The sequence below is a fragment of the Corynebacterium macginleyi genome (assembly GCF_003688935.1).
In the GTDB taxonomy this organism is placed as follows: Bacteria; Actinomycetota; Actinomycetes; order Mycobacteriales; family Mycobacteriaceae; genus Corynebacterium; species Corynebacterium macginleyi.
The window spans coordinates 84503-98384 of record NZ_REGE01000008.1 but is presented as its reverse complement, the minus strand read 5'-3'; the positions used below and the strand labels follow the sequence as shown (position 1 = coordinate 98384).

Here is a 13882-nt window from a genome sequence, read left to right as displayed (position 1 = left end):
ATGTTTTCCGCCAAGATGCGGTCTTCCACGAGACGGACCACACGGTCCTTCGCATCTTGGTCAAATTTTCTTGGCATATTCCAGATTTTCCCATCTACTCAAACGGAACAAAACCTGGGACACTTCACAAGACTTCACGTTTTAAGGTGGCGTTAAACGATTCTGCCAGGGCATTATCGGCACTCGTTCCCACCGCTCCCATGGATTGGCGCACACCAAGTTGGGCGCAGTGGTCCCCAAAAGCCTGTGAGGTGTACACACTGCCATGATCAGAATGGAAAATTGCCCCAGTAAGGTTTCCGCGGACTTTGCTGGCATGAGACAAAGCTTCGATAACCAGAGATACCCGCATGTGATCGGCTAGCGCATGACCAACGAGCTTGCGCGAGTAGGCGTCAATGACTGTGGCAAGGTACATGTTCTTGCCGCCCTTGCAGGGCAGGTAGGTGATGTCGCCTACATAGACGTGGTTCGGCCTGTCAGCGGTGAATTTGCGGCCTACTAGATCTGGCATGACTCGGTGACCAGGCTTGCGCCTAGTGGTGATGCATCGACGCCGTTTGGTAAAGCCTTTTAGCCCCATGGATTTCATGATGCGTGCAACCTTCTTGTGATTTATCGGGCCGAAGTCCATATCGTCGTTGAGGCTTGCAGCGATGCGTTTAGCACCATAAAGCCCGTGCTCATCATCGAAGATGGTCTTGATTCTTGCACCAATAAGAGCATCAGAGCATATCTTTAACCTGCGATTTTCGCGGGTGTTAACCCATTTGTAGAACGAGGATCGATTGAGCTTTAATACGTTGCACATCCGCTTGACCGAGTGGGGTGAATCCAAGACATAGCGGACCAAGGACAACCACCGCCCTCCCGAGCCTAAGGACCGTGAAAAGTACCAATAAAATTAGAAAACTGGTTCTATTCCCATTTATATTCACTTAGGGTAGTCTCCCTTTTGAGGCAATCCCGCCTCATTTTCTCTCTCAAAGGAGACTGTTATGACCCCCAAAAAGCGCACTCGGCAGTTTGCAGCGCTGCTGATTGCCTCTGCTCTGAGCGTTTCCGTATCTAACTCAGCCGTTGCTTCCGCAGAAGAATTCCAAGACCACGGCGCCAAGGGAGGCTTTGCTTCCGGTGTGATGGCCGAGCTACTCGGCGAGGCAGCACCAGCCTTCACAACCTACTGGGCATCTGTCGGCCGGAAAGTTCGCTACCCTGCAGGTGGCGGTACCTGGGAGTACGGTTTCTGGAACGCTAAGGCGCGTTCTTATTTCACCGTGAATCGCTGTCATACTTCGACTGTGACCGTCAACGGCAGAACGCAACGAAGCATCAACACCCGCGGCGGCCAGAAGTCGATCGCCGAGCTTTGGGCGACGAATTTGCCGGGCACTAAGGACAGCTACTACTACAACTTCTGCTAAAACTCTTGCGCATTCGACCCCTAGTACTTGGGCTTTTGAGCCTACTTCTTGCTGCAGTCATCGCGACCACTGGGTGGCTGCTGACTGCCCTGGTTGACTCCACCAAGCCCTTGTCCTTAGGGGTCGAATCAACCTTTAGCCTTGATTACGTCGAACCTAAGACTCCTCTCGCGAAGGAACTTGAGTCCGACTACGCACCGACGGTAATCCGTAACTCACTGGTTTCATTGGCCGAGCAGAATGGCTACTCCATCTACCGGCTGACTGGCACCGATGACGCAAGTGGGACTTCCCACGAAGTTTTCATCCCGCTGGAACAGGATTATCCAGCTCCAGAACGCATTCCCCGACTCAACCGGCCTGATGCCTTGAGGCAAGCGACCAGTGAACTTGGGTCGCTGGATTACCACGGTGACTACGTCTTGGTTCCAAAAGAGACGGGCGGCGATGTTAGCCAATTCTATGAGTCTGCTAAGTACGCGGGGCTCAGGTTGAGCGAAAAGACGCAGTTTTTCCACCTCATCCAATCGATCGTGTTCCGCCTACCCGCGTTGGTGGCGATCCTGCTTCTATTTGTCGTTTCCCTTTTTGCCCTGGTATTTGTTCTTCGGGTTTCCGGTCTTAGATTGGCAGCGCTGCGCACAATAAATGGCGGGCACCGCAGCCAAAAAGGCAATTGGCGGCAATGGACCTTTGTCATCCTCCCGCACCTAGTTCTCATTGGCCTTGCGAGTACATTCCTCGCCCGCCAAGGGAGCTATTCTTTTGCCTTCCTGTTCCTCAGGTTCTACGCCGCCGGGATAGGCTTGGCCCTGGCTACCACCGGTTTGGCCGTAGCCGTCACCGCCCCATTGTTGCGCCGCGCAGTAGCGCTGCTGGGGCAGCGTGCCCCCGCAGAGAAGGCGGCGGGAAAAGCGCTGAAAGTAATTTCGGTCTTTACCTGCGTGACCTTTGTGGCAGCGGGTCTTAGCTCAGCGGCTGCGCTCCGCTCCTACCAGCAGGAATCCGAGGCCCAGCAGACCTGGAAATCTCTCGCGGAGTTTGGAGCCTTGCATTTTCAAACCAACTTCGACGGCCCTGCTGGCCGCGCGGAAGAAGGCGAGCTCTTGCCGCCCAGTGTGCAGCAGAACTTCCGCGACTTCGCGCTCAGCTGGGAACGGGAGCACGGGGCTGTCCTCAGCCATACTTTGCCGAAAGAAGCTACCGGTGTGCCGGACTCCTGCCCCGTGGCACTTGCCAACCGCCAATGGCACGATCTGCAGGATTATCAGTTCCGTCCCGGAGACGACAACCACTCGGTCGACTATTCCGCAGCCCAAGAGCATTTCGCAGCTTCCGTGGATCTGTGGGCTCAGGAATCCGGCGACCTGCTCCTTAAGTCTGCGCAAATTGGTCCGGTCAGTGCCGATCATGCGGTCGGATTCATTAGTGGAACAATGTCGGGGGAACTGGTTCCCGGCGATTGTTTTTACGTGCTTGAAACGGACGATCTATCCGGCTTCGACGCAGACTTCCTAAGCTCCACAGCTTCGAGTAAAAATTTGCTCTTCGCGGATTTCTCGGAACTGGGTCCAGAACTTACCGCTGCCGGCCTCGAAGGCTACGTGTACCCGGTACACGCGGCCGATCGCGGTCTGGCCGAACTAGTAGCCAACACGGCGCTGTTCTGGCTGAGTATCCTGAGCGCCCTCGGAGCTTTGCTCGCCACGCTTGCGGCCTTGATAGTCCAGGCGCGCATCCAGCTCCGAGTTCACCGTCGCCTCCTGGTACTCCTCCACAGCGCTGGGCAATCACCGGACAAAACGATGTGGCGACTATTCAAAAGCCAACTGGTCAGCCTGACTGTTGTCGTCATATTGTCCGTCCTGGCTCCGCTACTGCTTCCCAACCCGTTCCTCTACACCTTCACTGCGCTAAGCTGCCTTGTCTTAATCGTCTACCTCGGTTTTGTCCGTCTCAGTATTTCTCAGCACATGTCCGCCTCCCCTAGGAGTCACAATGTCATTGGCTAGCCCCAATCAGTCCCCCACTCTGCCGCCGGAGATTTCCACCTCTCATCTCTGTCTCGCCGCGGAATCGACCTATTCTGCGGGACGCAGCACGCGGACGGTGAAGAAGTCCCTCGTGGAAAATGCAACGTTTTCCCTACCCGGGCCAGGCTTTGTCGCCATCTGTGGGGCCAGCGGTTCCGGAAAGACTTTGCTGCTCAACACCTTGGCCGGGCTCCTGCCGCCGGCGGACGGCCTCCTCCGGATAGACGGCGAGAATGCCTCCGCGTGGAAGATGAAGCGGAGGCGGAGGTTCTGGCGAGAACGCGCAGCGATAATCCACCAAGACCACGGAATCATTCCCGAACTAAGCTGCGAAGATAACCTCACCCTCGGGCTATCCAGGAAGCAATACTCCAAAGAAGAATTGCTGCACTCCCTCGGCGAAGTCGGTCTTGATGTCCCCTTCGACGGGCCGGCAGCTATTCTCAGCGGAGGCGAGCAGCAGCGGCTGGCCATCGCCCGAGCCCTGCTCCGCGGCGCGGCTTATGTGTTCGCTGACGAGCCGACCGCCTCCCTCGACCCCACAAACCGCGACCAAGTTATCGCGCTCCTGCGGCGAGCTGCGGACGGGGGCGCACTCGTTCTGGCCGCCACCCACGATGCCGCAGTTATTGCTGCCGCTGACAACACCTTGCGCATCAATGATCGCCAGGTCACAGTCTCCGGCTCTGCGCGGGATTAAATCGCGATGCCCGCGGCCTTGACCACCTTCCGGTACCCGGCCGCATGGTCCGCGACGCTGGCGTGGGCGTTGAGTCCGCTGGGGTTGTCGAGCACAAACAGGCGGGTGCCCTCCCACGGCGAGTCCTGCTCCCCGATGGCCGCCTTGGGCAGGCTAAAGGCCTTGCGGTAAGCGGTAATTCCCAGCACGGCCACGACCTTCGGGTGGTGTTTGCTAACGATATCGTCCAGGCGTGCCGGGGCCTGGCGCAGCTCGTCGGTGGTTAGCTCATCGGCGCGGGCGGTGGCGCGCGGAACGAGGTTGGACACGCCGATGCCACGTTCTTGCAGCTCGTCAAAGTCGGCGTCCGCGTAGCCGCCCGAGGCATCGAACTGGTGGGCAGTCAACCCAGCTCGGAAAAAGGCCGGATAGAAGCGGTTACCCGGGCGGGCGAAGTGCGCGCCGGTAGCGGCGGTCCACAGGCTCGGGTTGATGCCGACGGGCCTGACCCCCGAAAAGTGGACACATCGGGGGCTAGCTATGCTGCTGTGGTCCACGTAGCTGAAGTCTCGGCTTCAAAGACATCAGGAGCTACGAGATTGCACCAGGAGTGCCGCCTGCGCGTGTTGTAGCGCATGCACCACCGGAAGACCTCTTGACGACAGCTAATTGGGTTGTCAAAGACTTTCCGATCACGCAGCACTTCCCGCTTTAAGGTGGCGTTAAAGGATTCTGCCAGGGCATTATCGGCACTCGTTCCAACCTCGCCCATGGACTGGCGCACACCTAACGACGAGCAGTAGTTCCTAAAGGCTTGTGAGGTGTACACGCTGCCGTGATCTGAATGGAAAATAGTCCCGTCAAGACTGCCGCGCACGCCGTGTGCGTGGGCTAGAGCATCGATAACTAGTGAGACCCGCATGTGGTCTGCGAGTGCATAACCTGCAAGTTTACGTGAATACGTGTCAATGACTGTGGCAAGGTACATGTTCTTGCCTCCCCTACACGGCAGGTAAGTAATGTCACCGACATACACACGATTTGGCTCATTAGCTGTGAACTTGCGGCCTACTAGATCTGGCATGACACGGTGACCAGGCTTACGCCTGGTAGTAATGCATCGACGCCGTTTGCTAAAGCCTTGAAGTCCCATGGTTTTCATGATGCGTGCAACTTTCTTGTGATTGACCGGGGTATACACCAGGTCTTCCTTGAGGCTTGCCGCGATGCGTTTAGCACCGTAAAGCCCGTGCTCATCATCGAAGATGGTCTTGATTCTTGCACCAATAAGACCGTCGGAATACATCTCTTATCCTGCGTTTTTTACGGGTGTGGACCCATTTATAAAACGAGGAACGATTCAGCTTTAACACGTGGCACATCCGCTTAACCGAGTATTCGGTTCGGTGGTCATAGACACACTTGGAAGCAGAACTCCCTGTGAGTTGCTTTAAGCAAAATATTTCGCGGCCTTACGCAGGATGTCGCGTTCTTCGCGCAGCTTAGAGACTTCCTTTTCCAGCTGTCGGATTCGCGCAGAATCATTCGCCGCTTGGGCTTTATCATGCACTGCTTTTATGCGGGCACGTTTGCCGGTGCCGTACTTTTTGACCCATGAATGTAGCGAGGCTCGGTTGATTCCGAGCTCGGCTGATGCTGAGTTCAGCGAGAGGTCCTCATTGTTTTCATAGAGGGCCACACCGTCGCGTTTGAACTGTTCGGAGTACCTGGACATGGTGGTAGATTACCTTTCTTCCCAGCTCGACTGGGCTGGATATCAGGTGTCCACCGAATGGGGGTCAGGTCCAACATCACACTGGAAGGACCGAACATGCGCCTAGAAGCCCACTCAAAGTAGTTGCTCATGATCAACGCCCGGATGTTACTCAATACTCACCCGGGCGTTACTGCTTGCTCACCACGGCGTTATTAAATCCGTGGTCCTAACACCGGTGGTGCATGCTTTATAACACGCGAAGACGGCACTCTTGGTGCAACCTTGTAGCGCCTGATGTCTTTGAAATCGAGACTTCGGCTATACTGACCAAAGCAGCATAGCTAGCCCCCGATGTGTCCACTTTTCGGGGGTCGGGCCCATCTTCCAACATCCATTCCAATGACATAGTCGTAGACCATGTCAGGCCTCCTAGCGAGTTGAATGAGTATGAGACTTCTTTCATCGCTGGTGGTGGGACATACTTCACGCTGGCATCCACATTACTTTGAGACCTCGCACACGTGATGTGGGTCAGGTTCCTATTAGCAGTTTGGAGTATCTCACTGCCTTCGGCGGCATCACCCCCCCCGGATCATCGCCAGACAGGGACGAAAATAAGCCATACCGAAGCCAGCGACTAGTTCCACTGCTTCTTAAAAAGAAAAGCAAAAGGAACGCACACAAACCTAACCTGCCCCAGCATGGGGGCAGGTTACGAATCCTGGGTGACCGCAAACGGAACTGTCAACAACGTAATGGGCTCGGTTAGCGCTGTGGAGACCTAGAACTCCGAATGGATTGCTCTACCAGATCGAGGACACGCTCCAGACCATCCGTATCCCCTAAGGCAAGCCTATTAATAAACCCATCCATAAAGGTTTCCAAATAGCTGACCAGGGTATCTATATCCACATCATCGCGCAGACGGCCTTGCTCCGCGTTGGATGCGAGTCGGGCGCGGATGGCCTCGTCACGGATGGACTGGTGTTCTTTCCACCGAGCGGCAAACGAGGCGTCCGTGCGCAATAGGGAAGTGATCTCCAGGCGCGTGGCGAGCCAATCGTGGCGTTCTGGGTGGCGCAACATTTCCCGCATGACCTCGACGAGGCCGTTATTGGCCACTACTTCTGCCTGACGTGCGGCATCTTCGCGGGCTAATGAAAGAAATAGAGATTCCTTGTCCCCAAAGTGGTGGAATATGGCGCCCCGTGATTTCCCCGTGGCTTGCTCTAAGAGCCGGACCGTCGCGCCCTCGTAGCCGTGTTCGGCAAAGCAATGCCGCGCACCAACGAGAATTTCGTGACGACGCCGATTTAACTCAGATTCACTCACGATTGGCATGGTGAGGTCGTCTCCTTTTAGGGCTGTTTAATACTTTAAGTTAAGTATGTTGTGAAACAAACATAGAACAACAATGAACAAATGCGGGACCGCAGAGCCCTCTAGGGGAGAGAGCGGTGCGACCCCGCGTCATCACACTCAGCAACGAGCACTAAGCCCAGAAGCATAGTACTTTGTCGTCGCATTAAGTGCTTAGCTCTTCACCATTTGGCGCAGCACGTACTGTAGGATACCGCCGTGGCGGAAGTACTCGGCCTCACCCGGGGTGTCGATTCGTACATGAGCATCGAACTCGACGGTTTCGTCGGAGTCCTGCTTGGTAGCGGTGACGTGAACTGTCTTCGGGATGGAACCGTCGTTGAACTCGGTGATGCCCTCAATGTCGAAGGTCTCCGTGCCGTCCAGGTTTAAGGACTCGTGGGATTCGCCCGCAGGGAACTGCAGCGGGATAACGCCCATTCCGATGAGATTCGAGCGGTGGATACGCTCGAAGGACTCGGTGATTACCGCCTTCACGCCCAGCAGGTTGGTCCCCTTTGCAGCCCAGTCACGGGAAGAACCGGTGCCGTATTCCTTACCAGCGATAACAACCAGTGGGATCCCGGCTTCTTTATAGTTCTTGCATGCATCGTAGATGTATGCCTGCGGTGCGCCTTCCTGGGTAAAGTCGCGTGTATAACCACCGGTTTCATCTACCAGCTGGTTAGCCAGGCGAATGTTGGCGAAGGTACCGCGCATCATGACCTCGTGGTTACCGCGGCGGGAACCCAAGGAGTTGTAGTCAGAGCGGGAAACGCCGTTGTCATCCAGGTACTGCGCAGCCGGGGTTCCTGGCTTGATGGCGGATGCAGGAGAGATGTGGTCGGTGGTGACGGAATCGCCCAGCTTAGCAAGAACGCGAGCGCATTTGATGTCCTGGACTGGATCCGGTTCGGTAGGCATCCCTTCGAAGTATGGCGCCTTGCGGATGTAGGTGGAATCCTCATCCCACTCGAAGGTCTGACCCTCAGGAACATCCAGGTTGCGCCATGCATCGTCGCCCTTGAAGACGTCGGCGTAGTCAGCTTCGTACATCTCGCGTGAGATAGCGGACTGGATGGTGTCCTCTATCTCTTGCGGGGTCGGCCAGATGTCCTCCAGGAAGATATCGTTGCCATCTTCGTCCTGGCCCAGCGGCTGCTGGGCAAAGTCGAAGTCCATGGTACCGGCAATAGCGTAGGCAATAACCATGATTGGAGACGCCAAGTAGTTCATCTTTACGTCAGGGGAGATACGCCCCTCAAAGTTGCGGTTACCAGACAGAACTGCGGTCGCTGCTAAGTCGTTTTCGTTAATGGCTGCAGAAACTTCTTCAGGCAGTGGGCCGGAGTTACCAATACAGGTGGTGCAGCCGAAGCCGGAGAGGTAGAAGCCCATAGCTTCGAGGTCTTTCCAGAGGTCTGCACGCTGGAAATAGCCGTCAACCACCTGGGAACCAGGTGCGCAGATGGTCTTGACCCATGGCTTGGAGCGCAGCCCCTTCGCAGCGGCCTTACGTGCAATCAAACCTGCACCCACCATAACGGATGGGTTGGAGGTGTTGGTGCAAGAGGTGATCGAGGCGATTGCTACCATGCCGTGGTCAAGGGTGTATTCGCCACCATTGTCAGGCTCAACGGTGATCGGGTTGGAGTGACGTCCCGTAGCGCCAGCGGCGGCGGATTCGCCGTGGCCCTTACGCGACTTGTTCAAGCCACCCGTGACATCCTCGTTGCGAGGTGCGCCGCCTTCAGCGGACATGCGCTTGGCCTCAGCGGAGGACTCGTCCACGCATACGTCATCGGTGGTGTAGTTGGACAGATCCTTGCGGAACTGTTCCTTAGCCTTCGAAAGAAGGATGCGGTCTTGCGGGCGCTTAGGACCGGCGATGGATGGCTCAACGGTGGATAGGTCGAGTTCGATGTATTCGGAGTACTCCGGCTCCGGGGCGTCCTCTGCTAGCCACATGCCCTGGGCCTTGGCGTACTGCTCCACGCGGTCAATTTGTTCTTGCGGGCGACCGGTGAGCTCGAGGTACTTGGTGGTCTCTTCGTCGATCGGGAAGATGGCTGCGGTAGAGCCGAACTCTGGCGACATGTTGCCGATGGTGGCGCGGTTAGCCAGCGGGACGGACTTAACGCCGTTGCCGTAGAACTCCACGAACTTCTGGACCACGCCGTGCTCACGTAGCATTTCCGTAATGGTCAAGACGACGTCGGTTGCGGTAACGCCGGTCGGGATTTCCCCGGTCAGCTTGAAACCTACGACCTTCGGGATGAGCATCGATACCGGCTGGCCTAGCATGGCGGCCTCTGCCTCGATGCCACCGACGCCCCAGCCCAGGATGCCGAGGCCGTTTTCCATGGTGGTGTGAGAGTCGGTGCCGATACAGGTGTCCGGGTAAGCGAGGCCCTCATTGTCAAAGACAACGCGGGATAGGTACTCGATATTGACCTGGTGGACAATCCCGGTTCCCGGGGGAACAACGCGGAAGTTAGAGAAGTTCTCAGCACCCCAACGCAGGAACTGGTAGCGCTCTTCGTTGCGCTGGTACTCGATTTCAACGTTCTTCTCAAGAGCGTCGGTGGAGCCAAAGGCCTCAACGATGACTGAGTGGTCAATAACCATCTCGGCCGGGTTCAGGGGGTTAACCTGGTCTGGAGTACCGCCCAGTGCGGATACGGCCTCACGCATCGTTGCAAGGTCGACCACACAGGGAACGCCGGTGAAGTCCTGCATGAGGACGCGGGCCGGAGTGAATTGAATTTCAGTATCTGGCTCAGACTTTGGATCCCAATTGGCAAGGGCCTTGATGTGGTCCGTGTTAACATTTTTACCGTCCTCATTGCGCAGCAGGTTTTCTGCCAACACCTTGAGGGAGTAGGGCAATTTCTCCATGCCAGGAACCGCGTTGATGTCAAAGTAGTCATAAGACTTACCATTGACGTCAAGGGTCTTCTTGGCTCCGAAGGAGTTCAAGCTTTCAGTCACAGGGAGCTCCATTCCTTGTTGATAAGCAGTCTGTTCTGTTTTTCTGGCCGCCTACTGGAGTTGCGGGATAAGCAAAAGGTGCGCGACCACAGAGTGGTCGAGACGAAGCCATGGGGCCCGCAGTGCCTAAGACGGCAAAAACGCGATGGTTTACCCACTTATTGTAGAGGTAAAACCTTTCCGTTGTTCTCATTGTAACGGGACAAGCGTTCTGTTTAAAGCTTTTTGCTACGCCCGGCGCGTTAACCGCGTGGGCAAGGGCGGTAACCTTTATCTTTAACAGAGAAAACACCGATACAAGCCCAGTGCGCAACCCCCGATCTCGGGTGCATAAGCTTCCGTACTAGCAAAGAAGAGAGAGGGGATTGATTTTGGTTCCCGGTGAAGTGGACGTCCCACAGCTAGCCCAGCAGCTCAGGCAGGACGGCGTAGCTTATTCGACACCCTCCCTAGCATCGGATGTTCAGCTAAATGAAAACGTCGCCGGGCGGCTGCGTGAGGGTGATGGGCTCGCTGTCGTCGATGTGCCTGTCTCCAAAGCGGCTGACGCACGCGATATTGCACAAGAATTATATGACGCTACGGATCTGCATACCGTCATCGTGCAGACACCGCGCCATGTAGCTTCGGTCAGCGAGAACTATAGCCGCGCGGATATTGAATCTTCCCAAGCCCAACTTGCGCCGGGGTTAAGTCAAATCGATCTCCTACAGCAGTACTATGCGGGGTTAGAGCAAAGTAGCTTTCCGATGGTCACGATCGTCACTGTCGTGTCCGTGTTCGCCCTGTTTTTCGGCGGCTTAAGTTATAGGCAGGCCTCTCGCTATCGCGAGGTTCGAGGTTAAGTACCGGCCTTCAAAGAAACCGCGCCCTACATTTTGAGGGTGTACGCGGTGCCGTAGTCCGCCGCTCCACCGAGGGGCTCCGAAAGCCTCCTCGAGTTCTCTAGAAAATAGTCGTCAACAAATTAGGGTAATTTGTTTACTTCCCAAAGTAATCCCTCGGTCCGCTTCGGACGCTAGGGAACCAAGAAAACCGTTAACGGACCAAGCTGACAGGAGAGTGGGGGAGGGGGGAAAGTAAAGGCTTAGTGGTTGACTGCGGTTGGGGGAGTGGAGCTTCGGGGGTGGTGCTGTGGCGGTAGTGTTTCTCGATTCCATCCGTACCGGCAACCTCTGGGCATCAACATTGGCAATTGCAAGTGATGTAAATAACAATTATGGGACAACAAGAAATTCTTGCAGGTGAGATGCGTCTGCTATGTCATGTGGTTTAACTTGACTCCACGGATTTAAGTGGAACGTGTGTGAAAAGAGCGTGTCGTGACGTATGATTCGGGTGTCGACTCAAGGGGTATGAATATCTTACTGAGTTCATGGGCTTAGCCTTGACGGTCAATTGAAGATTCACGCAGGCATGTGGGGAAGCACTCCTCGCGGGAATTGAGCAATTGACGGTACTTGGGAGTCAATGAACCATGAGGGACCTCTCGAATGGGAGGCCAGAAAACTGTTCACTTGAGTGATGACAACGTTCGAAAAATAAACATCACCCACCTTCCTTAAAGTAGTGAGACAAGGTCGCTAGAGCTCCATCGTGTGTGTATGCGAGTGTGGTTCTTTGGCGAACCCTTCGATGCGGGGATCCCGGTGAAGCGGGATCTAGCCATGGGGTTCGCAGGAGAGCCCAGTCGGGGACGCACAGAATGAGTGAATGAGGGCACCGGAATCACACTAGGGCCAGCATCGTGTGGCCTGTTCATGGTTTGTGGCCGCTTGCCCTCGCAGGAACGAGCTCAGGCTTGAAGCTGTACTTCTGCGCCGCGGCGAGTTGAGCCACACACCATAGGGCAGTTCTCACCGTGCTAAGCGCAGCGCGCGAAGAGCCCGGATTCTGTCGTTTACCTCAACTCGCCGCATGTGACAAGTAAAGCTCGATGAAGATACGCCAATCCAGGGTTGGCCCTGTGGCGGGGAGAGCAGTTGCTCCCTGCAGCGCTAGAACACTCGCACTCGCATTGCACCGCGTACAACACGTGGAGACAGTGCACTATACATGTCGCTGGCATGGGAAAATAGTAGCGATTGATCGTTATTGAGTCGTGAGGCTACTGGTTCAAGTCTTCGTCATAGAGCTTTAGCAAAAGTGCGCACCCCCTCAGACTTTGGGCATGCTGCTGTGCGAAAAGCTAGGCCTAGGGTCTCTCGGGCATTCCCATGCCCAGGTGCGGCCCATTATGTCCCCTTCTCAAAAGGAAGGTGGTCCAAAAAGGAGAAAATTCCAGTGGCCACCATTCGTCTACCGCGCATACGACACGTTCGCGCAATTATTGCTGCGGTCGCAGGCATCGCAGCGCTATCGCCCTTGACCGCCGTTGACCCCGCCGGAGCGGACGAGCACTCCCATCCCGTTCAAACTGGAGTGGTCGAAGAAGCTACAAGCACCGATGTAGATGACTCTATTGCCCGTGCTGTTTCCAATGTTGATGCTCAGCAGCGGCAAATAGACCAGCTGCGGAAGCTGGTCAACCTGGCAGAGGAACGGGCTGCAGCTGCGGCGCAACGCATTGACCTGATCTCGGCCGATCCGGCGGTTGCGGAAAGTGAATTAGAACTTGACCAGGCTTATGCTGACAAACGTGCAGCCGAATCGGCATTGGTGGAGCATCGCCGTAACCTCGCCCAGCGAGAAGCTCAAATGAATGCTACGCGCAATTTTGCCGAAGCGGCGTTTGCTCAGCGGCAGCAGGCGCTGGAAGTAGCTCAGCAGAGCGAACTCCCAACGGGGCAAAGTCAAGGCTATAAACCTTATTCAATAGAAGTTGAGGATGCCTCTCCAGATCTTTCAGTCAAGTCTAATAGCTTGAATAAAGACAAGACTCAATCCTTTACTGATGAGATAGTCCCAGATGTAACTCCGTTTAACGCGGTGGACCCTGATGACGCTGCTGTAGAGGAGCAACGGGAGGCAACCACCCCGCAGGCGGAATTCGGCACCGTCCTCAACCAGGGGGCTAAACCGTCCTTTAATACTGTGGACTATGGCAGTGGATCCTCGGCATCTGAAGTCATAGATATTGCGGGTGAGATTGCCGCCGCCGTAGACCAAGATGATGTGCGGGCACTGATGGAGGGAACGGCCGACCTGCTAGGGGTGGGCAGTCCTGATACGGCGCCATCGGCAAGCACTGATTCTTCCGCTATCGGTCAAGAGCCAGGCAGCCTTCTCTCAGGCAATAGCAGCCAGATTGAAGCGGTAATCGCTCGCGCAGAATCTGCGATTGGAACCCCATATGTGTGGGGCGGTGGCGACAATAATGGTCCAACCGGTGGCCTCCGGGACGGCGGAGTTGCCGATAGTTTTGGTGACTACGGCCGACAAGGTTTTGATTGCTCCGGTTTGACTAAGTATGCATTCGCCGCAGCCGGACTGAATCTTCCGCACTATTCCGGTGCGCAATACCAAATGGGCAAAAAGGTCTCGCGCGAGAATATACAACGCGGCGACCTTATCTTCTACGGACCCGGTGGCAGCCAGCATGTTGCGATCTACCTGGGCAATGGCCAAATGATTGAGGCCCCACAGTCCGGGCAAAATGTACAGGTTTCCCCTGTGCGCTGGGCTGGTGCGACCCCGGATGTAGTGCGCCTTCTCTAATTTTAGCCGTGCGGTTGTTACT

At 55.8% G+C, this 13882-nt stretch carries 8 protein-coding genes and 2 pseudogenes; 5 read left to right on the top strand and 5 right to left on the bottom strand.

The genetic code is table 11. The features are described from left to right. Window positions 1–127: 127 nt before the first annotated feature. Window positions 128–847, bottom strand: a pseudogene (locus D9V82_RS07200) (IS3 family transposase); the annotation flags it as partial. 151 nt (window positions 848–998) lie between these two features. On the opposite strand from D9V82_RS07200, the gene D9V82_RS07195 reads away from it, so the two are divergent. From D9V82_RS07195 to D9V82_RS07185, 3 genes are read left to right on the top strand one after another with little or no spacing between them, the layout of a single operon-like run. Then, entirely contained in the window at window positions 999–1424 is a 426-nt protein-coding gene (locus D9V82_RS07195; protein WP_234457289.1) for a lactococcin 972 family bacteriocin, read from the top strand. Between the two features lie 35 nt (window positions 1425–1459). After that, window positions 1460–3436 carry a hypothetical protein gene (locus D9V82_RS07190; RefSeq protein ID WP_234457288.1) on the top strand — a complete coding sequence of 659 codons (1977 nt, stop codon included), beginning with the start codon at window positions 1460–1462 and terminating at the stop codon, window positions 3434–3436. Beyond that, window positions 3423–4157 carry an ATP-binding cassette domain-containing protein gene (locus D9V82_RS07185; RefSeq protein ID WP_052750540.1) on the top strand — a complete coding sequence of 245 codons (735 nt, stop codon included), beginning with the start codon at window positions 3423–3425 and terminating at the stop codon, window positions 4155–4157. The genes D9V82_RS07190 and D9V82_RS07185 overlap by 14 nt, the downstream gene beginning before the upstream one ends. Here D9V82_RS07185 and D9V82_RS07180 read toward each other — a convergent pair. From D9V82_RS07180 to can, 4 genes and pseudogenes are all read right to left on the bottom strand, one after another. Further along, entirely contained in the window at window positions 4154–4693 is a 540-nt protein-coding gene (locus D9V82_RS07180; RefSeq protein ID WP_121911730.1) for a mismatch-specific DNA-glycosylase, read from the bottom strand. The genes D9V82_RS07185 and D9V82_RS07180 overlap by 4 nt on opposite strands. Then, a pseudogene (locus D9V82_RS07175) lies at window positions 4675–5871 on the bottom strand (IS3 family transposase). Before D9V82_RS07175 ends, D9V82_RS07180 begins: the two are co-directional and overlap by 19 nt. 747 nt (window positions 5872–6618) lie before the next feature. Then, complete coding sequence (locus D9V82_RS07170) at window positions 6619–7194, bottom strand: TetR/AcrR family transcriptional regulator (RefSeq protein WP_121911729.1); 576 nt, start codon at window positions 7192–7194, stop codon at window positions 6619–6621. Window positions 7195–7386: 192 nt separating this feature from the next. After that, window positions 7387–10203, bottom strand: coding sequence for an aconitate hydratase (gene can / locus D9V82_RS07165; RefSeq protein ID WP_204084033.1), 2817 nt, complete (start codon window positions 10201–10203; stop codon window positions 7387–7389). Between the two features lie 386 nt (window positions 10204–10589). Here can and D9V82_RS07160 point away from each other — a divergent pair, with 386 nt between their 5' ends. Next, window positions 10590–11048: an Rv1476 family membrane protein gene (locus D9V82_RS07160; protein WP_239088581.1), complete on the top strand. Its 459-nt coding sequence runs from the start codon at window positions 10590–10592 to the stop codon at window positions 11046–11048. Between the two features lie 1438 nt (window positions 11049–12486). Further along, window positions 12487–13860 (top strand): NlpC/P60 family protein, encoded by a 1374-nt coding sequence (locus tag D9V82_RS12415; protein WP_121911727.1) that lies wholly within the window; start codon window positions 12487–12489, stop codon window positions 13858–13860. The last annotated feature ends 22 nt before the right edge of the window (window positions 13861–13882 follow it).